The 25,691-nt window shown below is 38.2% G+C and carries 21 protein-coding genes, 3 tRNA genes, 1 rRNA gene, 1 other RNA gene and 1 other annotated feature; of the genes, 23 read left to right on the forward strand and 3 right to left on the reverse strand.

What is annotated here, in order from left to right; translation table 11 throughout:
- The first annotated feature begins 68 nt into the window (after window positions 1–68).
- From dnaA to rrf, 11 genes are all read left to right on the forward strand, one after another.
- A complete protein-coding gene (gene dnaA, locus J2S08_RS10725) occupies window positions 69–1,412 on the forward strand; it encodes a chromosomal replication initiator protein DnaA (RefSeq protein ID WP_307229366.1) in 1,344 nt (447 codons plus the stop codon).
- A 177-nt stretch (window positions 1,413–1,589) separates the two neighbouring features.
- Window positions 1,590–2,726 (forward strand): DNA polymerase III subunit beta, encoded by a 1,137-nt coding sequence (dnaN, locus tag J2S08_RS10730; protein WP_307229369.1) that lies wholly within the window; start codon window positions 1,590–1,592, stop codon window positions 2,724–2,726.
- A 296-nt stretch (window positions 2,727–3,022) separates the two neighbouring features.
- Window positions 3,023–3,265, forward strand: a complete 243-nt coding sequence (gene yaaA, locus J2S08_RS10735; RefSeq protein ID WP_307229372.1) for a S4 domain-containing protein YaaA — start codon at window positions 3,023–3,025, stop codon at window positions 3,263–3,265.
- 280 nt (window positions 3,266–3,545) lie between these two features.
- Window positions 3,546–4,664 carry a DNA replication/repair protein RecF gene (recF, locus tag J2S08_RS10740; RefSeq protein ID WP_307229374.1) on the forward strand — a complete coding sequence of 373 codons (1,119 nt, stop codon included), beginning with the start codon at window positions 3,546–3,548 and terminating at the stop codon, window positions 4,662–4,664.
- 9 nt (window positions 4,665–4,673) lie between these two features.
- Window positions 4,674–4,925: an extracellular matrix regulator RemB gene (gene remB / locus J2S08_RS10745; RefSeq protein ID WP_307229376.1), complete on the forward strand. Its 252-nt coding sequence runs from the start codon at window positions 4,674–4,676 to the stop codon at window positions 4,923–4,925.
- A 95-nt stretch (window positions 4,926–5,020) separates the two neighbouring features.
- Window positions 5,021–6,946: a DNA topoisomerase (ATP-hydrolyzing) subunit B gene (gene gyrB / locus J2S08_RS10750; protein ID WP_307229411.1), complete on the forward strand. Its 1,926-nt coding sequence runs from the start codon at window positions 5,021–5,023 to the stop codon at window positions 6,944–6,946.
- A 514-nt stretch (window positions 6,947–7,460) separates the two neighbouring features.
- Window positions 7,461–9,965: a DNA gyrase subunit A gene (gyrA, locus tag J2S08_RS10755; protein WP_307229378.1), complete on the forward strand. Its 2,505-nt coding sequence runs from the start codon at window positions 7,461–7,463 to the stop codon at window positions 9,963–9,965.
- 134 nt (window positions 9,966–10,099) lie between these two features.
- Complete coding sequence (locus tag J2S08_RS10760) at window positions 10,100–11,158, forward strand: HD-GYP domain-containing protein (RefSeq protein WP_307229381.1); 1,059 nt, start codon at window positions 10,100–10,102, stop codon at window positions 11,156–11,158.
- Between the two features lie 129 nt (window positions 11,159–11,287).
- Window positions 11,288–11,364: transfer RNA gene (locus J2S08_RS10765), tRNA-Ile, on the forward strand.
- A 17-nt stretch (window positions 11,365–11,381) separates the two neighbouring features.
- Window positions 11,382–11,457 (forward strand) — tRNA-Ala (locus tag J2S08_RS10770).
- Between the two features lie 6 nt (window positions 11,458–11,463).
- Window positions 11,464–11,579 (forward strand): 5S ribosomal RNA (gene rrf, locus J2S08_RS10775).
- A 184-nt stretch (window positions 11,580–11,763) separates the two neighbouring features.
- On the opposite strand, the gene J2S08_RS10780 is transcribed toward rrf, so the two are convergent.
- On the reverse strand, window positions 11,764–12,702 hold the full coding sequence (locus J2S08_RS10780; RefSeq protein WP_307229383.1) for a YaaC family protein: 939 nt from the start codon (window positions 12,700–12,702) through the stop codon (window positions 11,764–11,766).
- A gap of 108 nt (window positions 12,703–12,810) precedes the next feature.
- On the opposite strand from J2S08_RS10780, the gene guaB reads away from it, so the two are divergent.
- From guaB to J2S08_RS10805, 5 genes are all read left to right on the forward strand, one after another.
- Window positions 12,811–14,277, forward strand: coding sequence for an IMP dehydrogenase (guaB, locus tag J2S08_RS10785; protein WP_307229385.1), 1,467 nt, complete (start codon window positions 12,811–12,813; stop codon window positions 14,275–14,277).
- 254 nt (window positions 14,278–14,531) lie between these two features.
- Window positions 14,532–15,839 carry a serine hydrolase gene (locus tag J2S08_RS10790; RefSeq protein ID WP_370875669.1) on the forward strand — a complete coding sequence of 436 codons (1,308 nt, stop codon included), beginning with the start codon at window positions 14,532–14,534 and terminating at the stop codon, window positions 15,837–15,839.
- Between the two features lie 84 nt (window positions 15,840–15,923).
- Window positions 15,924–16,793 (forward strand): pyridoxal 5'-phosphate synthase lyase subunit PdxS, encoded by an 870-nt coding sequence (pdxS, locus tag J2S08_RS10795; protein ID WP_307229387.1) that lies wholly within the window; start codon window positions 15,924–15,926, stop codon window positions 16,791–16,793.
- Window positions 16,794–16,909: 116 nt separating this feature from the next.
- Window positions 16,910–17,132: a binding site (T-box leader), on the forward strand.
- Window positions 17,133–17,323: 191 nt separating this feature from the next.
- Window positions 17,324–18,604, forward strand: a complete 1,281-nt coding sequence (serS, locus tag J2S08_RS10800; RefSeq protein WP_307229389.1) for a serine--tRNA ligase — start codon at window positions 17,324–17,326, stop codon at window positions 18,602–18,604.
- 163 nt (window positions 18,605–18,767) lie between these two features.
- A tRNA-Ser gene (locus tag J2S08_RS10805) sits at window positions 18,768–18,860 on the forward strand.
- A 200-nt stretch (window positions 18,861–19,060) separates the two neighbouring features.
- Here J2S08_RS10805 and J2S08_RS10810 read toward each other — a convergent pair.
- Both J2S08_RS10810 and J2S08_RS10815 read right to left on the reverse strand, forming a co-directional pair.
- Window positions 19,061–20,347: a glycoside hydrolase family 18 protein gene (locus tag J2S08_RS10810; protein WP_307229391.1), complete on the reverse strand. Its 1,287-nt coding sequence runs from the start codon at window positions 20,345–20,347 to the stop codon at window positions 19,061–19,063.
- 23 nt (window positions 20,348–20,370) lie between these two features.
- On the reverse strand, window positions 20,371–20,493 hold the full coding sequence (locus J2S08_RS10815) for a hypothetical protein (protein ID WP_307229393.1): 123 nt from the start codon (window positions 20,491–20,493) through the stop codon (window positions 20,371–20,373).
- Window positions 20,494–20,708: 215 nt separating this feature from the next.
- Between J2S08_RS10815 and tadA the strand changes: the two genes are divergently transcribed.
- From tadA to J2S08_RS10850, 7 genes are all read left to right on the forward strand, one after another.
- Window positions 20,709–21,179, forward strand: coding sequence for a tRNA adenosine(34) deaminase TadA (gene tadA / locus J2S08_RS10820; RefSeq protein ID WP_370875666.1), 471 nt, complete (start codon window positions 20,709–20,711; stop codon window positions 21,177–21,179).
- A 187-nt stretch (window positions 21,180–21,366) separates the two neighbouring features.
- Window positions 21,367–21,631, forward strand: an RNA gene (ffs, locus tag J2S08_RS10825) — signal recognition particle sRNA large type.
- A gap of 209 nt (window positions 21,632–21,840) precedes the next feature.
- Complete coding sequence (gene dnaX, locus J2S08_RS10830) at window positions 21,841–23,532, forward strand: DNA polymerase III subunit gamma/tau (RefSeq protein ID WP_307229396.1); 1,692 nt, start codon at window positions 21,841–21,843, stop codon at window positions 23,530–23,532.
- A 37-nt stretch (window positions 23,533–23,569) separates the two neighbouring features.
- Window positions 23,570–23,887, forward strand: a complete 318-nt coding sequence (locus J2S08_RS10835; RefSeq protein ID WP_307229398.1) for a YbaB/EbfC family nucleoid-associated protein — start codon at window positions 23,570–23,572, stop codon at window positions 23,885–23,887.
- Between the two features lie 14 nt (window positions 23,888–23,901).
- On the forward strand, window positions 23,902–24,498 hold the full coding sequence (gene recR, locus J2S08_RS10840) for a recombination mediator RecR (RefSeq protein ID WP_307229400.1): 597 nt from the start codon (window positions 23,902–23,904) through the stop codon (window positions 24,496–24,498).
- Window positions 24,499–24,517: 19 nt separating this feature from the next.
- Window positions 24,518–24,730: a YaaL family protein gene (locus tag J2S08_RS10845; protein ID WP_307229402.1), complete on the forward strand. Its 213-nt coding sequence runs from the start codon at window positions 24,518–24,520 to the stop codon at window positions 24,728–24,730.
- A 170-nt stretch (window positions 24,731–24,900) separates the two neighbouring features.
- Window positions 24,901–25,167, forward strand: a complete 267-nt coding sequence (locus tag J2S08_RS10850) for a pro-sigmaK processing inhibitor BofA family protein (protein WP_307229403.1) — start codon at window positions 24,901–24,903, stop codon at window positions 25,165–25,167.
- The last annotated feature ends 524 nt before the right edge of the window (window positions 25,168–25,691 follow it).

Genomic DNA, 25,691 nt, shown 5'->3' on the forward strand with positions numbered 1-25,691 from the left:
ATAGCATTTTTGTTATATAACACCTTCGCAGCATGATAGGAATTGAAAAGTTAAAGGGGGGATTAACATTGGAGAATATCGCTGATCTTTGGAATAAAGCTCTTTCAAGTATTGAAAAAAAGATCAGTAAACCAAGTTTTGATACATGGTTAAAAGCGACTGAAGCTCACTCCATACAAGGAGATACTTTTATTATTTCCGTTCCAAATGATTTTGCGCGTGATTGGTTAGAAGGTCGCTACTCTAAATTAATATCTGGTGTTTTATATGAAATAACAGGTGAAGAACTAAATACAAAATTCATTATTCCACAAAACAGCGAAGAAGATTCGATGAAAACTAATGTCCAGGAGAAGAAAATACTTGAAGAACCAGTTGACTCGATGAAAAATATGTTAAATGGCAAGTACACATTTGACACATTTGTAATCGGATCAGGCAACCGTTTTGCTCATGCTGCTTCTTTAGCTGTGGCAGAAGCACCTGCTAAAGCTTACAATCCATTATTTATTTATGGGGGCGTTGGGCTAGGAAAAACCCACTTAATGCATGCTATCGGCCATTATGTTCTTGAACACACTCCGAATGCAAAAGTCGTGTATCTTTCTTCGGAAAAATTTACAAACGAATTTATTAATTCTATTCGTGACAATAAAGCAGGGGAATTTCGCAATAAATATCGTAATGTGGACGTGCTTTTAATAGATGATATTCAATTTCTAGCTGGAAAAGAACAAACACAGGAAGAATTTTTCCATACATTCAATACATTGCATGAAGAGCAAAAGCAAATTATTATTTCTAGTGATAGACCCCCGAAAGAAATTCCAACTTTAGAGGATCGATTAAGATCTCGTTTTGAATGGGGATTAATTACAGATATTACGCCGCCTGATTTAGAGACGAGGATTGCAATTTTACGAAAAAAAGCAAAAGCAGATGGTCTTGATATTCCGAATGAAGTCATGCTTTATATTGCCAATCAAATCGACTCTAATATTCGGGAGCTTGAAGGTGCACTTATTAGAGTTGTCGCATTTTCTTCTCTTATTAATAAAGATATTAATGCTGATTTAGCTGCGGAAGCATTAAAAGATATTATTCCGAGCTCCAAGCCAAAAGTCATCACTATTCATGACATTCAAAAAATAGTTGGGGATCAATATAATGTGAAATTAGAAGATTTTAAGGCAAAGAAAAGAACAAAATCTATTGCCTATCCTCGACAAATAGCTATGTATCTATCAAGAGAGTTAACCGATTTTTCTCTCCCTAAAATTGGGGATGAATTCGGTGGACGCGATCATACAACAGTGATTCATGCTCACGATAAAATTTCAAAGCTCGTTCAAACAGATCCGCAATTAGAGAAAGAGATTGCAGCGATTAAAGAAACATTAAAAAGTCTTTAGCATATCGGGGATTCTGTGCATAATAGAGACAAGCTTATACACAGTCTATCCACAAGTGGATAGACTGTGTTTCCTTTCTTTTTCTTAGTTATCCACATAATCACAAGCACTATTACTATTACTACTATTATTTTTAAATATAATAAATATATAAGATTACAAACGGAGGGGAATATCATGCGATTTATTATTCAACGAGATCGTCTTGTTCAAAGCGTACAAGATGTAATGCGAGCAATTACTTCAAGAACAACAATTCCAATATTAACAGGAATCAAAATAATGGTAACAGAGGAAGGTGTGACATTAACAGGAAGCGACTCAGACATTTCCATTGAATCCTTTATTCCTAAAGAAGAGGACGGAAATGAAATTGTAGAAGTGATAGAAAGTGGCGGAATCGTTCTGCAAGCAAGATTTTTCAATGATATTATCAAAAAACTCCCGACAGACCTTGTTGAAATTCAAGTGAGTAATCACTTACAAACAATCATTCGTTCTGGTCAATCAGAATTTAATTTAAATGGATTAGATCCAGATGAATATCCACATTTGCCGCAAATTACTGAAGGGAACATGTTCTCTATTGCGAACGATCTTTTTAAAACAATTGTTCGGCAAACTGTCTTTGCAGTGTCCACCTCAGAAACACGCCCAATCTTGACAGGTGTAAACTGGCAAGTCGAAAATGATAAGCTGACCTGTGTTGCAACAGATAGCTATCGTTTGGCAATGAGGAAAATCCAAATTGAGACAAATAATCCAGCTGAGTACAATATTGTTATTCCTGGGAAAAGTCTGAGTGAATTAAGTAAAATATTAGATGATTCCAAAGAGACAGTCGATATTGTTATTACGGATAATCAAGTACTTTTTAAATCTAAAAACTTACTGTTCTTATCGCGTTTACTAGAAGGGAATTATCCAAATACTTCTCAGCTCATTCCAACTCATAATAAAACGGAAATGATCATTGACACGAAAGAATTTTTGCAATCAATTGATCGTGCTTCATTATTAGCGAGAGATGGACAAAATAATGTTGTAAAATTGTCTACGCTGGAAAATAATCACATAGAAATATCCTCTAATACGCCGGAGATCGGAAAAGTCATAGAGCAGCTAAAAAGCAAGTCTATTGAGGGAGAAGATCTCAAAATATCGTTTAGCCCTAAATACATGATGGAGGCATTAAAAGTATTAGAAGGGACGGAAATGAATATCAAGTTTACTGGAGCAATGAGTCCTTTTATTATTCAGCCTACTAATGATGATTCCATTCTCCAGCTCATACTGCCAGTTCGCACATATTAATCTGCGGGCGTCATCGATTATTTTTCCTGTTGTTGTAAATTCATATTTATATCTAATCAGTAAGACGCCGTACTCTTAATCTTTGTTCAGCTTCTTATCTAGTGAAGGATGAGAGAAAATTCACTGGATAAGAAGTTTTACTTTTTTTCTCCCAACCATATCTTACTCCATTGTAATTGCAGTCTACCCTACTGTTCTTGCTAAACTTTGTGTTTGTTCCAAAACTTTAGTAAAATAAAGAGACAACAATGAGCGATCGTAAGCGGAAAAACAAATAGCAATGAAAGAGTGAGAACGTGGAAAAAGAAATGAACATTGAAACGGATATCATTACGTTAGGGCAATTTTTGAAATTAGCAGATTTAATTCCTTCAGGCGGTATGGCGAAATGGTTTTTAAATGAATACATCGTTTTTATTAATGATGAACAAGATCAAAGGCGCGGAAGAAAATTAGTTCATGGAGATCGAATTCGGATACCAGAAATAGGGGAATTTATCATAACATCGAAAATTGAAAAAGATTTAGAAAATAAATAGTCTCCAGTTTGAGCTTCAACTTTTAAGGAGTTTATTTTAGCAGTAAGATGTATGAAAAACGCTCCCTTTCCTCTAGAAAAGTTCTAGAAAGGACTTTCTGCTCTTTAGATGTTGGTTAGAATTGATTACATTACATCTTTGGAACAACTCTAGGAAGAGCTACATCTGCGTGCAAGCACTAAAAATGCTGGCTTCTTTGTGAGGCTTCTGTTGACATTCGGCAGCTTGAAGGCTTGCGGACAGCGATTAAGCGGGATAAATATTAAAGGGTGTTACGAAGATGCATATAAAGGAATTGCGTTTAGGAAACTATCGAAATTATGAATCATTGGATATTTCTTTTGAAAATCATGTAAATGTCATTCTTGGTGAAAATGCTCAAGGAAAAACAAATATGATGGAAGCGGTCTATGTTTTGGCAATGGCAAAATCACATCGAACCTCCAATGATAAAGATTTAATACGCTGGAAGTCAGAATATGCTAAAATAGAAGGTAGGGTTCATAAATCAAACGGTGAATTTCCAATGGAGTTAGTGATTTCGAGGAAGGGGAAAAAGGCAAAAGTCAATCACCTAGAACAAAAGCGACTCAGTCAGTATGTAGGCAATATGAATATCGTCATGTTTGCACCGGAAGATTTACACCTTGTTAAAGGCAATCCTCGGGTGAGAAGGCGTTTTATTGATATGGAAATGGGTCAGATTTCCCCAGTGTATTTGTATGAAATGAGTCAATTCCAAAAAATATTGCAGCAGCGAAATCATTATTTAAAGCAACTGCAAATCAATAAACAAAAGGATCATACGATGCTTGATGTTTTGACAGAGCAATTTATTGAAATATCTGTCAAAATTATCCAAAAACGTTATGAATTTGTACAGCTCTTAGAAGAATGGGCCCAGCCGATCCAAAGCAGCATCACGCGCAATCAGGAAACATTACGGCTTGTATACAAACCTTTTGTGGACGTATCAGATCGTTTTGATTGGTCAAAACTAATAAATATATTCGAGGAAAAATTTTTATCAATAAGAAAAAGAGAAATCGACCGTGGGGTGACTCTTATTGGACCTCATCGCGACGATCTCTTATTTTTTGTTAACGGCCATGATGTACAACAATTCGGCTCTCAAGGCCAGCAACGCACGACTGCACTTTCAGTCAAGCTTGCGGAAATTGAATTGATCCATGCAGAGATTGGCGAGTACCCGATATTATTATTAGATGATGTTTTATCTGAGCTTGATGATTTTCGTCAATCTCATTTGCTAAATACCATTAGAGATAAAGTGCAAACGTTTGTCACAACGACAAGTGTTGATGGAATTGATCATCAAGCATTGAAAGAAGCTTCAACTTTTTATGTAGAAAACGGTTCAATCACGAGGTTGAAATGAGGTGAGAGCATGTATATTCATGTTGGAGCAGATAGGATGATAAGGACACACGATATTATTGCTATTCTAGACAGCAAAACGGCTAACGAGTCCCTTTCAGTTCGACGATACTTAGAAAGTGCAGCATCCTCTGTTTCTAATCTTTCAAAAGGAGCATATAAGTCTCTAGTTATTACAAATCAGCATATTTTTCTCTCACCACTTGCTTCAAATACATTGAAAAAACGATCAAAAAAATGGAGCAGTCAAGCATCTACTTGACTCCATTTTAGCTGCGAAGATTCTAGGTAAAATCACTAACATTGCCGCGATTTGATAATTAAAGGTCAAGAAAGTGCAGGTGAATCTGTATGGTAATGGAACAACCAGATGTAGAAGAACAAACATATGATGAAAACCAGATACAAGTCCTAGAAGGATTGGACGCTGTTCGAAAACGTCCTGGTATGTATATTGGTTCTACAAGTGGAAAAGGCTTGCATCATCTCGTCTGGGAAATTGTTGATAATAGTATTGATGAAGCATTAGCAGGCTATTGTGATGAGATCAACGTAATTATTGAAGAAGATAATAGTATTACTGTGACAGATAATGGCCGGGGCATCCCAGTGGGAATTCAAGAGAAAGTAGGCAGACCAGCGGTTGAAGTAATATTAACGGTTCTGCATGCTGGCGGAAAGTTTGGGGGCGGCGGCTATAAGGTTTCTGGAGGGCTTCATGGTGTTGGATCATCTGTTGTGAATGCACTTTCTAAAGAGTTGGAAGTTTACGTTCATCGAGATGGGAAGATCCATTATCAAAAATATGAACGGGGCGTACCTTGCTTCGATTTGAAGGTAATCGGAGATACAGAAAAAACAGGAACGATTATTCATTTTGTTCCTGATAAGGAAATTTTTACGGAGACGGTAGAATTTGAGTATGATATCCTTGCGACCCGAATTCGAGAGCTCGCTTTTTTAAATCGGGGTTTAAAAATTTCTCTTCAAGATAAACGCGGAGAAGAGATAAAAGAGCAGGAGTATCACTACGAGGGCGGTATTAAGTCATATGTTGAGCATTTAAATCGTTCAAAAGAACTTGTTCATGACGAACCGATTTATATAGAAGGAGAGAAAGATGAGATTGTTGTAGAAATTGCGATGCAATATAACGAAGGTTTTGCCAGCAATCTTTACTCTTTTGCTAATAATATCAATACGTATGAAGGCGGTACGCATGAATTCGGCTTTAAAACAGCTTTGACGCGTGTGATCAATGATTATGGGCGCAAGCATAACATTTTTAAAGAAAATGATGCAAACCTGACCGGTGAAGATGTTCGCGAAGGTTTGACAGCGATTTTATCAATTAAGCACCCTGATCCCCAGTTTGAAGGGCAAACAAAGACAAAGCTTGGCAATTCGGAAGCTCGGACTGTGACAGATTCTATTTTCTCAGAGCATTTGGAAAGATATATGCTGGAAAATCCAAAGGTAGCTCGGAAAGTTGTCGAAAAAGGAATGATGGCTGCAAGAGCACGAATGGCAGCGAAAAAAGCTCGGGAAATGACAAGGCGAAAAAGCGCTTTGGAAATATCTAGTTTGCCAGGTAAATTAGCAGATTGCTCCTCCAGAGACCCATCTGTAAGTGAGTTATACGTGGTAGAGGGAGATTCAGCTGGCGGTTCTGCTAAGCAAGGCCGTGATCGTCATTTTCAAGCGATCCTCCCACTTAAAGGGAAAATCATTAATGTAGAGAAGGCCCGCTTAGATAAAGTGCTCTCAAATGATGAAGTTAGAACAATTATTACAGCGCTTGGAACCGGGGTCGGCGATGAATTTGATATTTCCAAAGCTCGCTACCATAAGCTCATCATTATGACGGATGCTGATGTTGATGGCGCTCATATTCGCACATTATTATTGACGCTATTTTACCGTTATATGCGTCCAATTATTGAAGCAGGCTATATATATATTGCACAGCCTCCTCTATATAAAATTACGCAAGGGAAGAAAGTGGTTTATGCTTATGACGACCCAGATCTTGAAAAGATAATGTCAGAAATGCCGCAGCAGCCAAAACCTGGCATTCAACGCTATAAAGGTTTAGGTGAGATGAATCCAGAACAGCTTTGGGAAACAACGATGGATCCATCAACAAGGACATTATTGCAAGTAAGCTTAAAAGATGCGATAGAAGCAGATGAAACATTTGAAATTTTGATGGGTGATAAGGTGGAGCCAAGACGTCAATTTATTGAAGAAAATGCTTTATCTGTGAAAAACTTAGATATTTAAAGATGACGTTAACAGCGAAGGAGAATAGGCTCCTTTTTCTCTGTTCCCTTCATGCATCCGCATCTGCATGTGGAAGAGCCAATTCGTTGTCTTTCTTTTAAATAAGGCGAGAGCAATCGGATGAAGCCGGTTGCTTCATTCGTTTTATCCCACATCTAACTGGCAGTAAGACCCCCACCTCAAGAGTTAGAGGAATCAGAAGCGCTAGGTGGGGATAACTGAAAGTCAAATGTCCGATTGGTTCGGGCCTACAGGACGTAGGTCACTCAAGCGTTGCGACAGGACGTCGCGCTTTTAGCTTGAGATCCTTTGTATGGGGGATGAAAGAAAACCCCCACTGATGGAAGTTTCACTTTATTTACATAAAATAAAGCCCTCATGGAAGTAAAGAAACAAAGAGCTGATTAGATTGCAACGCCAATCACACGCAAGGGAAAAGTTTTCTTTTCACAAAAACGAAGCCGCTGTCAAGCTTGATGACAATTGGCAAGTTTTCTAAAAGGAGGTTCCTGTAATGGCGGAAACACCAAACAATAATGTAATAGAAGTCAATATTAGTAAAGAGATGCGTTCATCTTTTTTAGATTATGCAATGAGTGTGATTGTTTCGAGGGCATTACCAGATGTAAGGGATGGTTTAAAACCTGTCCATCGTCGAATTTTGTATGCAATGAATGAATTAGGTATGACATCAGATAAGGCATATAAAAAATCAGCTCGTATTGTCGGAGATGTCATCGGAAAATATCATCCTCATGGCGATTCAGCTGTATATGAAACGATGGTAAGGATGGCACAAGATTTCAGTTATCGTTATATGCTTATTGATGGACATGGAAACTTCGGTTCTGTCGATGGCGACTCCGCAGCTGCGATGCGATATACAGAAGCCCGGATGTCGAAAATATCGATGGAGCTGCTTCGTGATATTAATAAAGATACAATCGATTATAAACCTAATTATGATGAGTCGGAGAATGAGCCGGTTGTCCTTCCTTCACGATACCCTAACCTGCTTGTAAATGGGACTTCAGGCATCGCTGTTGGGATGGCAACGAATATTCCTCCACATCAGCTTGGAGAAGTCATTGATGGCCTTTTAGCTTTAAGCAAAGACCCAGATATTACGATTCAGGAATTAATGGAGTATATTGTAGGTCCAGATTTTCCTACAGCTGGGTTGATTGTCGGGAGAAGCGGAATTCGACGTGCTTATGAGACAGGACGAGGCTCCATTACATTGCGAGCACGTGTAGAAATTGAACAACATGCAAATGGCAGAGAAACGATCCTCGTTCATGAATTGCCTTACCAAGTGAATAAAGCAAGGCTGATTGAAAGAATCGCTGAACTTGTCCGTGAAAAGAAAATTGAAGGGATTACAGACTTGCGCGATGAATCAGATCGCAATGGGATGAGAATTGTAATGGAAGTTCGCAGGGATGCGAATGCGAATGTCGTATTAAATAATTTATATAAACTTACAGCATTGCAAACAAGCTTCGGCATCAATATGCTTGCGTTAGTAGACGAACAGCCAAAAGTCTTAAATTTAAAGGAATGCTTGTACTATTATTTAGAACATCAAAAGGTCGTTATTCGACGGAGAACAGAATTTGAGCTTCGAAAAGCCGAAGCGCGCGCTCATATTTTAGAAGGTTTGCGGACTGCTCTCGATCATATTGATGCTATTATTAGCTTAATTAGAGGTTCACAAACGACGGAAATTGCACGAAATGGGCTCATAGAGAACTTCTCTTTGTCAGAAAAACAAGCACAAGCTATTTTAGATATGCGCTTGCAGCGTCTTACTGGCTTAGAGAGAGAAAAAATTGAAGAAGAATATCAAGGGCTTGTACAGTTAATTACAGAATTGAAGGGCATTCTTGCTGATCAAGAGAAAATCTTGGAAATTATTCGTGAAGAACTTTTAGAGATAAAAGCGCGCTTCAACGATGTCCGCAAAACTGAAATTGTAGCAGGCGGTCTTGGACAAATTGAGGATGAGGACTTGATTCCTCAAGAAAATATCGTTGTTACATTGACACATAACGGCTACATTAAACGTCTGCCTATCTCTACTTATCGCAGTCAACGCAGGGGTGGACGCGGTGTACAGGGAATGGGGACAAATGAAGATGATTTTGTCCAACACTTATTAACGACTTCTACCCATGATACGATTTTGTTTTTTACGAACAAAGGAAAAGTGTATAAAGCAAAAGGGTATGAAATACCAGAGTATAGCAGGACGGCAAAAGGAATTCCGATTATTAATTTGCTTGGTATTGAGCAAGATGAAGAAGTCAATACGATGATATGTGTGGAAAAATTTGTAGGAGATGCATTCTTTTTCTTTACTACAAAACGCGGTATTTCAAAGCGGACATCCGTTTCTGCATTTGCCAACATTCGGACGAGCGGCTTGATCGCCATTAATTTACGTGAAGAAGATGAACTGATTTCTGTTAAGTTAACCGATGGCAACAAGCATATTATTATTGGAACGAAGGACGGAATGCTCATTCATTTTCCTGAAGAAAATGTGCGTGAAATGGGCAGAACCGCTACTGGAGTGAAAGGAATCTCGTTAAATCAAGATGATGAAGTGATCGGGATGGAAACATTAGAAGAACATGAAGATGTGTTAGTTGTAACGAAGAATGGCTATGGAAAACGGACATCAGCATCACAATATCGTCCTCAGACAAGAGGCGGAAAAGGATTAAAAACTTGTACAATTACGGAAAAAACGGGCGAGCTAGTGGCGATGGAAACCGTAACAGGAGAAGAAGATCTTATGTTAATTACTGCTGGCGGCGTGTTAATCCGTATGGATGTTGGTGCTATTTCCCAACTTGGAAGATATGCCCAAGGTGTGAAGTTAATACGGTTAGATGAAGATGAGTATGTTGCTACTGTTACCAAAGTGGAAAAAGAAGAAGAGGAAGAAGAGGAAATTCCTGAATCCGAGCAAATAGAAACAGAAGCGGAACAAAGCGAGAATGAGGAAGAATAATGCTTCATTCGTTTTACGTCTCTGATAATTATATTCATATCCTCACTGATGTCAATCATTGTAGGGCTTGCCAAATATTGGCTCGCTTTGTAAACTAGAAATGTATAGCAACTGATTGTACTGAGGTGGGGCTAATGAAAACGAAAGTTGAAGATTTGCAAGCAGGCTGTATATTAAACGAGGATGTCATGGGGTTAACGCAATATCCGCTCATTCGAAAGGAAACCGTTTTGACTGAGAAGCATATCGAGGTATTAAAAGCATTTTTTATTACGGATGTAAAGGTGAAGCTAAAACTCGGAGATAGAACGCCAACGAAACAGGCTGCTCTTTTGGCAAAAAATGAACGATTAGACGATCCGGCTTCATCCTTTCACATCAAATATAAAAAAGCTGTCGATATGTATCAACAAGAATTTAAAAACTGGCAGTCAGGAGCACCTGTTGATATTGCTGCAGTGAGAAAGCTAGTTCTTCCAATAGCGGAAGAAGCAATAAAAGATATAACAATCATTTATTCTCTATCCCAACAAGCTAATAAGAAAGATTATGTCGCCCACCATGCAATTAGCACCGGGATTATTAGTGGAATGCTTGCCAAAAAACTTGGGCTCGAACAAGGAAGATACGTGCAAGCTGTTTTAGCAGGCTGTTTAATGGATTGTGGGATGGCGAAAATGCCAGAAAAATGGTTGAATCAAGCTCAGGAACTGACAACAGAAGTGTATACGGAAGTAAAGAAGCATCCTGCTCTTAGTTATCAAATGGTAAAAGCTTCACCATTCTTAACAACAGATACAAAGCTCGCTATCTATCAACATCAGGAAAGACTGGACGGAAGCGGCTACCCAGAAGGTTTAAAAGCTGATCAAATTCATGATCTAGCTAAAGTTATTGCAGTTGCTGATGCCTACTATACGATGAATCAGGAACAGTCGCCTTTTAGAGTAATTCAGCAATTATTCGAAGATCATTTTGGAAAATTTGACTTTATCGTGCTACGTGCACTTTCGTCTTTAATCGCTAATTTTAAGCAAGGAACACAACTAAAGCTTTCAAATGGAGAGCAGGCGGAAGTATTATTCGTGAAAGCAGAAGCATTAACAAGGCCTTTAGTGAAAGTATGCCGTACGAAAGAAATGATTAATTTAGAAGAAAAACGAGATTTGTTTATTGAACAAATAATCCTATAGAAAACGACATGAAGAGCCCTTTTTGATAAGCGGTTTTTCGTGTCGTTCCTTTCTTTTTGTTTTTTTTATAAAAAGTGATTGACCTCTACCAATTTTCTATGATATATTAATGAAGTCGTTGTTCAATGTGGGCCTGTAGCTCAGCTGGTTAGAGCGCACGCCTGATAAGCGTGAGGTCGGTGGTTCGAGTCCACTCAGGCCCACCATTCCCACTTGAAAAAATGGGGCCTTAGCTCAGCTGGGAGAGCGCCTGCCTTGCACGCAGGAGGTCAGCGGTTCGATCCCGCTAGGCTCCACCATACTTGTTTGGCAGTAATGGCGAGAAGGACACACCCGTTCCCATCCCGAACACGGAAGTTAAGCTTTTCAGCGTCAATGGTAGTGGAGGATTTCCCTCTGTGAGAGTAGAACACTGCCAAGCAATGAAATAAAAAAAGACAAACACATAGGCTATATGTGTTTGTCTTTTTTTATTTTAATACGTCAAAAATGTCGTTAAATAATATTGTGTTTTAAAACGAGGCCATCAAATTCTTTTTCATTATTTGATCTAACGTGTTCAACATTATCTACTCTATGTTTTTAATTTGATTTTGCCTCAGCTGCTAATCGGCTGTTAAGTATTGAAATGCTAAAAACGGTGTTTTTTCCAACGTTATTTGTAAAAATGAATGGATTAGTGGATAGTCGTTCGTTGGCGTTGATTTCAAAAATCGACACCACCAACTTGTTTCATATCTCGCAATCATACTTAAATTATATAACATTAAATAATGACTCAATAGCTCTGGGTACAGACTTAGCTTATTTTGTTTCGCTGGGAGGCAATAATGCTTTTTATAAAGATGATAGCGAAATGGCGCAGCTAATGGTTTCTGACAATCAAGACGAAAAAGAAGCGCCTCCTCTTTTTTATTTTCTAGCCATGTTACTTTATTAGCGAAGTATTTTTGCAAGTAATCTTTTATTTCTTCCATTTTTGTTAGATTAGGTATGAAGAAAATGTGAGGCTGCTCTTCAATGATTTCCATTATATGGCTTTCCTTTTTTAAAAAAAGATAAGTATCGTCCAACTCAGGGATATTTAAAAACAAATCAGACATCTGGACTTTTTCTCCTTCCAAACTCGGTAAGTTAAAACATTTTTTGGTAAAGTGTGGGAATAGTCCGTGCTTTTGAATTTTAATTTCATCTTGAAAAAAATGAAAAGCTTGTTTTTTTCTTTTTCTGGATGATACTCCATGAGCCAATACAGACGTGTTTTCTGGATAATCCGGATCGACAGCTAATAAGAGTGCTTTGAATAAATGTGTCAACCCATAAAACAGAAGCAGTGGTCTAATCGAAAATGGTGCAGCAGCTGCTTGGTTGTAATAAATTTCAGCTTGCTCCAAATAATACATAAATGGGTAGCAATTTTCAGTGCTTTTTGCACTGTTTTGCTCAATCTGTCGCTGCTCATACTGCTTTTTTAAGAATTTTTGCGTCGCAGATGCTGATTGAAAAAAGCAAAGTTGTTTCCATATATTTGAATAATTGACCATGACAATTGCCCTCCAATTATTTGAAAAATGCAATAAATATTGTTTATCTTGACAGTATTTTAACCAATTGATAACCTACTAATAATATTTGAGCCGGGAGGAAAAAAAATGTGGGAATCGAAGTTTGTAAAAGAAGGACTTACTTTTGATGATGTTTTATTAATGCCAGCGAAATCAGACATCTTACCGAAAGATGTAGATTTAAGTGTCGAATTGACCAGTACTTTAAAACTAAAAATTCCTTTAATCAGTGCAGGTATGGACACGATAACAGAAGCACAAATGGCGATTGCCATGGCTCGCCAAGGCGGAATCGGAATTATTCATAAGAATATGAGCATTGAAGATCAGGCAGAGCAGGTGGATAAGGTAAAACGATCAGAAAGTGGCGTTATTACAAACCCATTTTACTTAACTCCAGAACATCAAGTTTTTGACGCAGAGCATTTAATGGGCAAATATCGTATTTCTGGGGTGCCGCTCGTTAATAACGAAAAAGAGCTGAAGCTAGTTGGGATTATTACGAACCGCGATTTGCGTTTTATTCAAGACTACTCGATTCCAATTGCAGATGTGATGACGAAGGATAACCTTGTGACGGCTCCAGTCGGAACAACATTAGCAGAAGCAGAAAGCATTCTTCAAAAACATAGAATTGAGAAGCTGCCGCTAGTAGATGAAAAAGGTGTATTAAAAGGACTTATTACGATTAAGGATATTGAGAAAGTAATTGAGTTTCCGAACTCAGCAAAGGATAGCAAGGGCAGATTATTAGTTGGGGCGGCAGTCGGCGTTACAGGTGATACGATGAAACGGATAGAGGGCCTTGTGAAGGCTGGTGTCGACGTGATTGTAATTGATACGGCTCATGGACATCATAAAGGCGTCATTGGCACCGTTAAATCAATTAGAGACGCTTATCCTGATCTAAATATCATTGCTGGAAATGTTGCTACTGCAGAAGCAACTAGGGAATTATTTGCTGCTGGTGCAGATATCGTAAAAGTTGGAATTGGTCCTGGCTCTATTTGTACGACTAGGGTTGTTGCTGGTGTAGGTGTTCCACAAATAACTGCGATTTACGATTGCGCAGCAGAAGCAAGAAAGCAAGGAAAAGCCATCATTGCTGACGGTGGGATTAAATTTTCTGGAGACATAGTAAAAGCCTTGGCGAGCGGTGGACATGCAGTAATGCTTGGCAGTTTGCTTGCAGGCACTTCAGAGAGCCCTGGCGATACGGAAATATATCAAGGGCGCCGCTTTAAAACCTATCGTGGCATGGGTTCTGTTGCTGCGATGGAAAAAGGCTCTAAAGATCGTTATTTTCAAGAAGATGCAAAGAAATTTGTTCCGGAAGGCATCGAGGGGCGTGTGCCTTATAAAGGACCGCTTTCAGATACAATTTATCAGTTAACTGGCGGACTTCGTGCAGGCATGGGATATTGTGGAGCGAAAGACCTATTCGATCTTCGCGAAAAGTCACAGTTCATACGAATGACTGGGGCGGGCTTAAGAGAAAGCCATCCTCACGACATTCAAATTACGAAAGAAGCACCGAATTATAGTACTTTATAATAAAAAAGAGAGGGTGAGATGCCCTCTTTTTTTTGTTTTTTTCGCTAAAAGTGGGAAATAAGAAGTAAATTTACTTCTCCATTTTATAAAAAACTTAGTATGAGATGCTCTATATAGGGGAAGAAAGCAAACCTCTACTATGGAAGTTTTACTTTATCTACTCAACCTTATTCAACTATGTTAAAATAACAAAAGGTTTGTATATTTGAATGATGGAGGGCTAACATGTGAAAAAGAAGTTGATATTGAAGTATATGACGTGCTTAGCAGCTGTTTGGCTATTGATGAGCAGCGTTCTTTTTTCTCGGCCTGTTTATGCACAAGATCCACTTAACATAAATGCAGATGCTGCCATTTTAGTAGAAGCAAGTACTGGGAAAATTTTATATGCAAAAAATCCGGATACGACGTTAGGTATTGCTTCCATGACAAAAATGATGACAGAGTATTTATTGTTTGAAGCTATTGCGGAGAAAAAGATTAGCTGGGATCAGGAATATCATGTTAACGATTATACATATCAAATTTCCCAAGACCTATCTTTATCAAACGTTCCCTTACGAAGAGATGGCGTGTATACGATTCGTGAGTTGTATGAAGCATTGGCTATTTATTCAGCAAATGGAGCAACCATTGCAATCGCAGAAACTATTGCAGGTTCAGAAACAAACTTCGTAAAAATGATGAACGATAAAGCTGCAGAACTTGGCTTAAAAGATTACAAGTTTGTTAATTCAACAGGTTTAAATAATCATGATTTAAAAGGAATGCATCCCGAAGGCACCGGTCCTGAAGATGAAAATGTGATGTCGGCACGATCAACCGCTATGCTGGCAATGCGTTTATTAGAGGATTATCCAGAAGTGCTGGAAACAACGAGTATTCCGAAGCTTACATTTCGAGAAGGCACGGAGGATGCACTTCCAATGCAAAATTGGAACTTTATGCTTCCATCCCTTATTTTTGGCATGGAAGGTGTCGATGGTTTAAAAACTGGTACTACTGACTTTGCTGGCTATTGTTTTACTGGAACAGCTAATATTAATGGAATGCGCGTCATTACGGTTGTCATGAATGCGAAAAATGAAAAAGGCCAAGGAACATATGAAGCACGCTTTGATGCAACGAAAAAAATGATGAACTATGCATTTAATAATTATTCACTTGTAGAATTGTTTCCAGCAAACTATCAAGTAAAAAAACAATCGACCCTTTCATTGGCTAAAGGAAAAGAAAAAAAGGTGAAAATCCATACAGATAAACCTCTTTCAATGATCATTAAAAATAGTGAAAAGGATTCCTATGATCCAGTGCTAACATTAGATAAAAAAGCACTGAACAAGGATGGTGGATTAACAGCCCCAGTGAAAAAAGGCCAAGTAATAGGCACGTTAACGGCCCAATATAAGAATGGCGAAGAACTTGGATATATTATGGGCGAACCAGCAGTTAATGTAGTAGTTGCAGACGAAGCGAAAAAAGCAAATTGGTTTGTTTTAACGATGAGAGGAATCGGAGGATTCTTTTCTGACCTTTGGAAAAGCGTAACGAATTGGTTTTAATAGGACATGCTTGACAATGCTATTTTTATGTGTTTATTTAAATAGTAAGTTAATTTAAAATGCTGATAGAAAGAGGTAATAAAGATGGCAAGCTTTGCAAATAAAGAGACAATCATTCCAAACGGCGGCGTCATTATGGACGTTATTAATGCTGAACAGGCAAAGGTTGCTGAAGAAGCCGGCGCGATTGCTGTAATGGCTTTAGAGCGTGTTCCTTCTGATATTCGTGCTGCTGGGGGCGTTGCTAGAATGGCTGACCCGCGTATTGTAGAAGAAGTGATGGGTGCTGTTCGTATACCAGTGATGGCAAAAGTAAGAATCGGACATATTGTGGAAGCTCGTGTGCTAGAAGCGATGGGTGTAGATTATATTGATGAAAGTGAAGTCTTGACACCAGCGGATGAAGAGTTTCATCTTAATAAAAGCGCCTATAACGTTCCATTCGTCTGTGGATGCAGAGATTTAGGAGAAGCAGCCCGCCGTATCGGTGAAGGTGTATCGATGTTAAGGACAAAAGGAGAGCCGGGTACTGGCAACATTGTCGAGGCAGTTCGACATCTTCGGAAGGTGCAAGCCCAAGTTCGAAAACTTGTTCATATGAGCGAGGACGAAATTATGACGGAAGCAAAACAACTAGGTGCACCGTATGAAGTATTATTAGCAATTAAAAAAGAAGGACGCTTGCCAGTTGCTAATTTTGCCGCTGGTGGAGTAGCTACTCCTGCAGATGCTGCACTGATGATGCAGCTTGGGGCAGACGGAGTTTTCGTTGGTTCGGGAATTTTTAAATCAGAAAACCCAGCAAAATTTGCCAAAGCGATCGTTGAAGCAACAAAGCATTATGAAGATTACAAACTGATTGCAGAGCTTTCTAAAGATCTTGGCACTGCAATGAAAGGTATTGACATCAATACACTTTCAGCGGGAGAGAGAATGCAGGATCGAAGCGAATAAGCTTACCTAAAGCAGCTGCTTCTGAATAAAACAGTTGCAATAAGCACATGAATATAGTACATTGAAAGATAACTTAAAGTAAAGGTAACTGTCTTGCTTTTTAAAAAAACGAAATAACCAAATCGATGAGAAGAATTAGTAATAAGCTTCCTATTCAAAGAGAGTCGGTGGTTGGTGCGAACCGATGAATAGCGCTTATGAATCCATCTTTGAGTAAAATGCTGAATATCAAGAGATTAGTAAGCATTTTCGGCAAAAAACCGTTATGAACATGAAGTGAAAAGCAATGATGAAATTGCTTTTAATTAGGGTGGCAACGCGAATGCTCTCGTCCCTTTGTTTGGGGGATGAGGGCATTTTTTTATGTAGGAAACACTTGGAAAAAGAAAATTTTTCTTGTGTAATCTAATCTCCGCTGTACACTTTATGGCAACGCCAAGTTTTACTTGTTTAATAAAACACAGATGATAGTAAGACAGATGGATTCACCTTTTGCTGATTGTCATCATTATCAAAAAGGAGGAAGAAAAATGTTAGACATGAAGTATTTGCGTGATAACATTACTGAAATTCGTGCAAAGCTGCAATATCGCGGCGAAGATTTAACTGATTTAGAAAAGTTTGAGGATTTGGATCAAAAAAGACGTGAATATATTATAGAAACGGAAAAATTAAAAAGTAAGCGAAATGAAGTTTCTCAACAAATCGCCAAGATGAAGCGTGAAAAACAAGATGCAGATCATCTTATTATTGAAATGCGCAAAGTTGGAGATGACATTAAAATAATTGATGATCAGTTGCGTGAAGTGGAGGCTGTTTTGGAACAATTGCTTCTATCTATTCCAAATGTTCCACATGAAACAGTACCAGTTGGAGAAACAGAAGATGATAATGTCGAGGTTCGGCAATGGGGGAATGTTCGGCAGTTTGATTTTGAACCGAAGCCTCATTGGGATTTAGCAACTGATCTAAATATTTTAGATTTTGAACGTGCTTCAAAGGTAACCGGCAGCCGCTTTGTTTTTTATAAAGGAGTGGGTGCACGATTAGAGCGGGCGCTCATCAATTTCATGCTAGATTTGCATATTGAAGAGCATGGATGTGTTGAAATGATGCCGCCATTTTTAGTGAATCGCCAAAGTATGACTGGTACGGGACAGCTGCCAAAATTTGAAGAAGATGCTTTTCTTATTGAAAATGAAGATTATTTTTTAATTCCAACTGCCGAAGTACCAGTTACAAACTACCATCGTGACGAAATTCTGAATGGCAGCAATTTACCGTTGAACTATGTAGCATATAGTGCTTGCTTTCGTTCAGAAGCGGGCTCTGCCGGACGTGATACAAGAGGATTAATTCGCCAGCACCAATTTAACAAAGTGGAGCTTGTTAAGTTTGTTAAGCCAGAGGATTCCTATCAAGAATTAGAAAATTTGACAAATCAGGCAGAGAGAGTTTTGCAATTGTTGGAGCTTCCATATCGGGTCATGAGTATGTGTACGGCTGATTTAGGTTTTACAGCTGCAAAAAAATATGATTTAGAGGTATGGATTCCAAGCTATGGAACTTATCGAGAAATTTCATCTTGCAGTAATTTTGAAGCCTTCCAAGCGAGAAGAGCCAATATTCGCTTCCGTCGTGAAGCAAATGCAAAGCCAGAGCATGTCCATACGTTGAATGGCTCTGGGCTAGCGATTGGAAGAACTGTTGCTGCCATCTTAGAAAATTATCAGCAAGCTGATGGCAGTGTTATTATTCCGAAAGCAATTCGTCCATATATGAGAAATATGGAAGTAATCAAGCCACTTTAAAGATGTTGTTTGTACATGATGGCTAGAAAAATGCTGCTATACAGCTCATTTTTCTGGCCGTTTCTAATAATGGATAATTGTTTTTTTAAATGAAACGAATATGTGCGAAAAGATTTTTATTGACAAGCTATAAAAAACGTGATAAATTATTTCTTGACGATATGGAGGAATACCCAAGTCCGGCTGAAGGGATCGGTCTTGAAAACCGACAGGCGGGTTACACCGCGCGGGGGTTCGAATCCCTCTTCCTCCGCCATTATATACATTGTACATTCGTCCCATTTTTGGTGGCGGATTTTTTTATTTTCACGTTTCTTCACTACAATTGGTGTTGGTATACGGAGAAAAGACCTCAAGAAAGACTTCGCAATCTTCCTCATACTTGTGACTTTTCATTATTAGGCGCATACTTGTCTTCAGGATTTCAGCTCCCATCGTAGTGCAATTCTCCTCACTTCAACCTTTCACTATTTCAAAATTATCTTGCAACAATAGCCAGTTTTGCGGAAAGGAAATCCCAAGCTTCCAATAACTCATTCCTCGCAAGTTTAATTCTTTTAAAAGATTAAACTTAGCTTGAATGGACCTGGCATCTTCAAACCAAACTTTATGTTCTTTATTTTCTTCATCTACATAATCAAAAAAAGGAGCTTGCTCTTTTTCGTCATATTGGATGTCAACACCGTATTTTTCTGCTAATAGAATGGCCTGTTGAGGACTAATTGATTTAGCTCTGCTTTCGCCTTTAACAAATGGCAATGTCCAGTCGTATCCGTAAAGGTTTTGTCCCATTAAAATTTTTTCGGATGGAATTTCTGTTAACGCATATTCTAATACTTCTCGGACGGGTCCAATTGGTGATACAGGCATTGGGGGACCGCCAGTATATCCCCATTCATATGTCATTATCACGACAAAGTCGGCAATTTCTCCATGCATCCGATAATCATGAGCTTCATACCATTGCCCTTTTTGCGTTGCACTTGTTTTCGGAGCTAATGCGGTGGAAAGCGTTAATCCCTCTTTTGAAACAATTTGTTTTAATTTACGTAAAAATTCTCCATATGCTTCTCGATCAGCTGGACGCAAGAATTCAAAATCAATGTGAATATCACCGAAACCATTTTTTTTAGCTGTAGAAATAATATTTTCTATTAGTCGATTTTGCACTTCTGTATCATTTAAAATAATCCGTCCTAGCTCATCACTAAATTGATCCCCCTCTTGGTTTGTGATGACCATCATCAAGATATTTTGGTTTGCTTTAGCAATAGCAGGAATGGCTCCAAGCGGCGGCATCGATAACGATCCATCTCGTTTAGCTTTGAAAGAAGCTGGAGCTAGATAAGTTAAGTAAGGTGCTGCTTTCCTAACATCATTTTCTAATGATTCGGAAACAGTATCTCCTGTCGGCTGTACATACGCATTAAATACACCCAATCTTTTTTTCCTGCTGGGAATATAAAGATTCATTCCTATTTGCAGTGGTTGGTTTATAGGTATTCGATTGATCTGAGCAATCTTTTGATATGGAATCCGGAATTTTTGTCCGATTAACCAAAGACTGTCACCAGCCCTTACTGTATAAAAGCATCCCAGGATGGGGATAACAAGTGCTTGCCCAATTACTAAATTCTTTTGGTTTTCTAATTCATTGGCTGTCACTAGATCTTCGACAGTGGTTCCATAAGCATAAGCAATTTGTTGAATTGTTTCGTTAGGTTGCACAACATGGATTTGCAAGAATTCATCCCTCCAATTATGATCTAATTATCCATACGAGGCTCTTTAAGAAGCTTAGGAATATAATAGCCGAATTTCATTAGCATTCTCGATTTCACATTTGAATGCATAACCCCTCCCATTTCTCCTTCATACTCTTTGCTCATTGCGCAAGTACTCTTATTAGATGCTGATACATTCCAGAGTCGGAACTATTATGAGTATATGAAGATGTATGGAAGAAATGTTTCTTATTTTCACTATAAGGGTTTTGTTTAACGTAAAGGTCTTTCAACAAAATTTCATACAATAGGATTTCAATATCAGCCGCAGGCTTCTTTCCTTATCCTTCGGTTATAAAAAATGAAAGGAAATGATGATGATGCACAAAGATTGGATGAGGCTTGCTATCATAGAAGCTAAAAAAGCAAGGGAAAAAGACGAAGTTCCGATTGGAGCTGTTATTGTTTTGAATGGTGAAGTGATTGCTCGTGCACACAATTTAAGAGAAACAACACAAAATGCCGTGACACATGCAGAATTACTGGCAATCCAACAAGCCTGTGAAAGGCTTGGAACATGGAGATTAGAAGGAGCCGAGTTATATGTAACGTTGGAGCCATGTCCGATGTGCAGTGGTGCAATTATTTTATCGCGAATTGAGAAGGTTTATTTTGGAGCTGCTGATCCCAAGGCTGGTTGTGCGGGAACGTTGATGAATCTACTAGAAGACGATCGTTTTAACCATCAAAGTCAAGTAGTAGGTGGTGTAATGAAAGATGAGTGTGGAGAATTGCTTCGTGATTTTTTTCGTAAATTGCGTTTAAAACAAAAAACGAAAAAGAAAGATTGAAGAGGTTGTTCAAGAATTTTTTGCTATTGTTTAAATAAATGGAAAAACATTAGCATATACTATGGCAAAAAGCTGTCATAGTAAAAAATGGAATAAAATTACTGTTAAAACGCATTGATTTTTTGTTATAAGCCGAGTATACTATAAGAAGTGTCGGATAGACACTTTCCATAAGGTATCAACTTTGCCGTGCTAGACGGGGAGGTAGCGGTGCCCTGTACCCGCAATCCGCTCTAGCGGGGTTGAATCCCTTCCAGAGGCTGTTCATTTGTTTGGTCTGCCTCATGTAAGTGGTGTTGACGTTTGGGTCCTGCGCAATGGAAATCCATGAACCATGTCAGGTCCGGAAGGAAGCAGCATTAAGTGGACGCTTCCATGTGCCGTAGGGCAGCCTGAACTGAGCTAACTGCATGAGTAACGCTTATGGGTGGCAGTCGAAGGAAGGTGCACGGCAGTTTCCTTATACAATACAAACTCATCCAATGCGGGTGGGTTTTTTCTTTTTCGCAGTGAAAATATCTTTTAGATGATCCGTTGTTTCACTTTGAAATATTCATGTTAAAAACTTATAATGGAAACAGAAGATTTTTACACAAATCAAGGATTAGACCAATAACGTATTACTACTTTTTACAAACAATCAGTTAAATGGGGGAGTGACATGAGTTATCAAGCTTTATATCGTGTTTGGCGGCCACAGACCTTTGCTGATGTAGTCGGACAAGAGCATGTCACTAAAACGTTGCAAAATGCCCTCATACGTCAAAAAATATCTCATGCTTATCTTTTTTCTGGTCCTAGGGGAACAGGAAAGACAAGTGCAGCAAAAATATTTGCCAAAGCAGTAAACTGTGAAAAAGCGCCCATCTCTGATCCATGCAACGAGTGTGAAACTTGCAGAGGGATAATGGATGGTTCTAATACAGATGTGATTGAAATGGACGCTGCATCCAACAACGGTGTTGAAGAAATTCGCGACATTCGTGATAAAGTAAAATTTGCACCGAATTCGTCGACTTACAAAGTATATATTATCGATGAAGTCCATATGCTCACAACGAGCGCTTTTAACGCATTATTAAAAACACTAGAAGAACCGCCTAAACATGTTATTTTTATTTTAGCTACAACAGAACCACATAAATTGCCTCTTACTGTTATTTCTCGTTGTCAGCGTTTCGATTTTAAACGAATTACAGCACATGATACGATAAAGCGCATGAAACAGATTGCTAAAGAAGCACATTTACTGTTTGAAGAACAAGCTTTTGAAGTCATTGCCCGAGCAGCCGAAGGTGGGTTGCGGGATGCTTTAAGCTTATTAGACCAAGCAATATCGTTTAGTCAAGAAAAAATTACGCTGGAAGATGCGTTAACGATAACAGGATCAGTATCTCAAGCATTGCTTAATAAACTTGCTGCAGCAATTTATGAGCAAGATCTTGCAAGTGCCTTACATTCATTAGAACAATTGCTAATGGAAGGGAAAGATCCAACCCGTTTTACAGAAGATTTTATTTTATATTATCGAGACATGCTCCTTTATCAAACCGCTCCTAACTTGGATGAAGCATTGGAACGCGTTATGTTGGATGAAGACTTTAAAACACTTGCTGAAAAAATACCGTCAGAACAACTGTATACATACATCGATATTTTAAATAAAACGCAGCAAGACATGCGCTTTTCCAATCAAGGTCAAGTATATTTGGAAATAACGATCGTAAAGCTTTGTCAAATAGAGGTTAATAAACAAACGATAGAAGCAGATCAAGTTCAACAATTGTATGCTAAAATACACGAATTAGAAAAAAAAATAATAGAATTACAAGAACGTGGCGTTCAAAGCAATACAGAAAGCAAACAAATATCACCAAAAAAGACTTCACGAGCAACAAAAACGTTTAAACCGCAAATTGGCAAAATACGTGAAGTTTTAAGAGAAGCAACAAGAGAGGAATTAAATAAGGTTAAGAACAGTTGGGGTAAGATGTTAGAAAGGCTCAATCGTTCTCAAGCAGCACTGCTAAATGATGCTGAGCCTGTTGCTGCATCTGCAAATGGTTTTGTGCTAAAATTCAAGTACGATATTCATTGTCAGATGGCAATGGATAATCAAACATTTACAAAAACAATGGCCGAGGCTCTTCAAGCCATCACAGGGAATCATTACATCTTGTTAGGTGTTCCAGAAGAGCAATGGCTAAATATTCGCGAAGAATTTATTCATCAAACAAAAGATCAATCTTCTTCAGGGAAAAATCAAGAACACGAAGAAGTACAAGAAGAAGATCCAGTCGTTGCTGAAGCAATAAAGCTCGTTGGTTCTAAATTAGTTGAATTTAAGGAATAAGAATAAAAATAAAAAGAATCTATGGAGGTTGAACAAGATGCGAGGAATGGGAAACATGCAAGGTATGATGAAGCAAATGCAAAAAATGCAAAAAAAGATGGCGCAAGCACAAGAAGAGTTGGGTGAAAAACGAATCGAGGGAACAGCTGGAGGCGGTATGGTCAAAGTTGTTGTTTCGGGTCATAAAGAAGTACTGGATGTTACCATTAATGAAGATGTAGTAGATCCTGAAGATATTGAAATGCTTCAAGATTTAGTACTATTAGCTACAAACGATGCTCTAAAAAAAGCGGATGAATTATCTAATCAAACAATGGGACAATTTACTAAAGGGATGAACCTCCCAGGCTTTTAGGAGGCAGATAACGAATGCATTATCCTGAACCGATAGCTAAGCTGATAGATAGCTTCATGAAATTGCCAGGAATCGGGCCAAAAACTGCTGCTCGACTGGCATTTTTTGTGTTGAATATGAAAGAAGATACGGTGCTTGATTTTGCAAAAGCACTTGTTAATGCCAAAAGAGATTTAGGATTTTGTTCAGTATGTGGACATATTACTGATCAAGATCCTTGCTATATTTGTGAAGAACCGAGACGTGATCGCAGTATCATTTGTGTCGTACAAGAACCAAAAGATGTGATCGCCATGGAAAAGATGAAAGAATATAATGGACTATACCATGTGCTTCATGGGGCGATTTCACCTATGGATGGCATTGGTCCTGAGGATATCAATGTGCCTGATTTATTAAAGAGACTTCAGGATGAGACGGTTCAGGAAGTAATTTTAGCAACGAACCCAAATATTGAAGGTGAAGCGACTGCAATGTATATTTCACGTTTAATAAAACCGTCTGGTATTAAAATTACGCGAATTGCTCATGGTTTGCCAGTTGGCGGTGACTTAGAATATGCAGATGAAGTCACACTTTCGAAAGCATTAGAAGGAAGAAGAGAAGTCTAAAATGAACGGGGTGCTTAAGATGTTTTCAAAAAAAAGAAAGCTTCGCCGCACATATGATGATCATTTAATGGAGCTTATAGAAGATACAAAAGAAACATGGCTTCAAAAAAAGAAATTAATGGAATTAAGCTTTGGCCATCATGAACAGCTTTCAAACGAAACAAAAGTTGTGCAAGCAACATACTTTTTTTTATTAAGAGAAGTTAAAAAGCGAAAAATATTTGCTAAATAATTTTTCAGCAGCGCAAATTGTACTTAAACGGTACAGAACCAATTTTATATGAAATAGGTGTTCATGATACATCTTTCTGGCAAAAAGAAAAGATGAAGCGGACAATCAGTTCTTTTCAATTTATTCTCTTCATATAATGAATAGAAAAGTGAAGAGATAGGAGGAAGAGTGTGAGTCCAATAATCATTATCTCTATTTTTGTTGGATTAATTTTCATTTTGTTAGCTTTTGGCGCTACTAAGAAACCTTTGCGCATAGTAGGGCAATCAATGATGAAATTGTTGATTGGAGCATTGCTGCTTTTCTTTTTAAATTTAGCGGGAAGCAAAATTGGGATTCATGTTCCGATCAACTTTGCAACATCTGTTGTTTCTGGTTTTTTAGGCATCCCTGGCGTACTTGCTTTAGTCGCAATCCAACGCTTCATCCTTCCGTAAGCATCCTGATTAGCGGGTGCTTCTTTTATTGCTACGCCCGTAAATAATAGATGGATAGAATGTTAACTATCTAAAAGCGTATCTTTTTAAAAAAACATTGAAATAGTTATTGACACATAATTAATCTGGTGTTATGATTAAAAGCGTCGTCAAGAAAGAATAAAAAAACATTTGACGCTTAAGAAAATCTATGATACTATAGAAAAGTCGCTATTAGACAACTTGAACCTTGAAAACTGAACAAAACAAAACGTCAATATTAATTCTAAAATTATTATTAAACATGAGCTATTCAAGCTTCTAAATAATAGTGCATGATGTTTTGAACTCGATGACCCTCGTTTAGAACGTAAAAAGTTCAAGGAGCGAGAAGGTCAAGGAAGTTTTGGTGAGAAGCACCGGAGCGTACAAAAGTACGTAAGGATGCGCCGAGCCGAAACTGACGCAGAGATTCGAAGCTCATTGAACTTTTTTGGAGAGTTTGATCCTGGCTCAGGACGAACGCTGGCGGCGTGCCTAATACA

The sequence above is a fragment of the Bacillus chungangensis genome, from assembly GCF_030812995.1.
GTDB classification, from domain to species: Bacteria; Bacillota; Bacilli; order Bacillales; family Bacillaceae_C; genus Bacillus_CF; species Bacillus_CF chungangensis.

What these genes read in the sequence shown, in the direction of transcription:
- dnaN (WP_307229369.1), top strand. Translation starts at nt 1,590, where the DNA reads ATGCGATTTATTATTCAACGAGATCGTCTTGTTCAAAGCGTACAAGAT.
- recF (WP_307229374.1), top strand. Translation starts at nt 3,546, where the DNA reads ATGCATATAAAGGAATTGCGTTTAGGAAACTATCGAAATTATGAATCA.
- remB (WP_307229376.1), top strand. Translation starts at nt 4,674, where the DNA reads ATGTATATTCATGTTGGAGCAGATAGGATGATAAGGACACACGATATT.
- gyrB (WP_307229411.1), top strand. Translation starts at nt 5,021, where the DNA reads ATGGAACAACCAGATGTAGAAGAACAAACATATGATGAAAACCAGATA.
- gyrA (WP_307229378.1), top strand. Translation starts at nt 7,461, where the DNA reads ATGGCGGAAACACCAAACAATAATGTAATAGAAGTCAATATTAGTAAA.
- J2S08_RS10760 (WP_307229381.1), top strand. Translation starts at nt 10,100, where the DNA reads ATGAAAACGAAAGTTGAAGATTTGCAAGCAGGCTGTATATTAAACGAG.
- J2S08_RS10780 (WP_307229383.1), bottom strand. Translation starts at nt 12,702, where the DNA reads ATGGTCAATTATTCAAATATATGGAAACAACTTTGCTTTTTTCAATCA.
- guaB (WP_307229385.1), top strand. Translation starts at nt 12,811, where the DNA reads ATGTGGGAATCGAAGTTTGTAAAAGAAGGACTTACTTTTGATGATGTT.
- J2S08_RS10790 (WP_370875669.1), top strand. Translation starts at nt 14,532, where the DNA reads ATGACGTGCTTAGCAGCTGTTTGGCTATTGATGAGCAGCGTTCTTTTT.
- pdxS (WP_307229387.1), top strand. Translation starts at nt 15,924, where the DNA reads ATGGCAAGCTTTGCAAATAAAGAGACAATCATTCCAAACGGCGGCGTC.
- serS (WP_307229389.1), top strand. Translation starts at nt 17,324, where the DNA reads ATGTTAGACATGAAGTATTTGCGTGATAACATTACTGAAATTCGTGCA.
- J2S08_RS10815 (WP_307229393.1), bottom strand. Translation starts at nt 20,493, where the DNA reads ATGAGCAAAGAGTATGAAGGAGAAATGGGAGGGGTTATGCATTCAAAT.
- tadA (WP_370875666.1), top strand. Translation starts at nt 20,709, where the DNA reads ATGCACAAAGATTGGATGAGGCTTGCTATCATAGAAGCTAAAAAAGCA.
- dnaX (WP_307229396.1), top strand. Translation starts at nt 21,841, where the DNA reads ATGAGTTATCAAGCTTTATATCGTGTTTGGCGGCCACAGACCTTTGCT.
- J2S08_RS10835 (WP_307229398.1), top strand. Translation starts at nt 23,570, where the DNA reads ATGCGAGGAATGGGAAACATGCAAGGTATGATGAAGCAAATGCAAAAA.
- recR (WP_307229400.1), top strand. Translation starts at nt 23,902, where the DNA reads ATGCATTATCCTGAACCGATAGCTAAGCTGATAGATAGCTTCATGAAA.
- J2S08_RS10845 (WP_307229402.1), top strand. Translation starts at nt 24,518, where the DNA reads ATGTTTTCAAAAAAAAGAAAGCTTCGCCGCACATATGATGATCATTTA.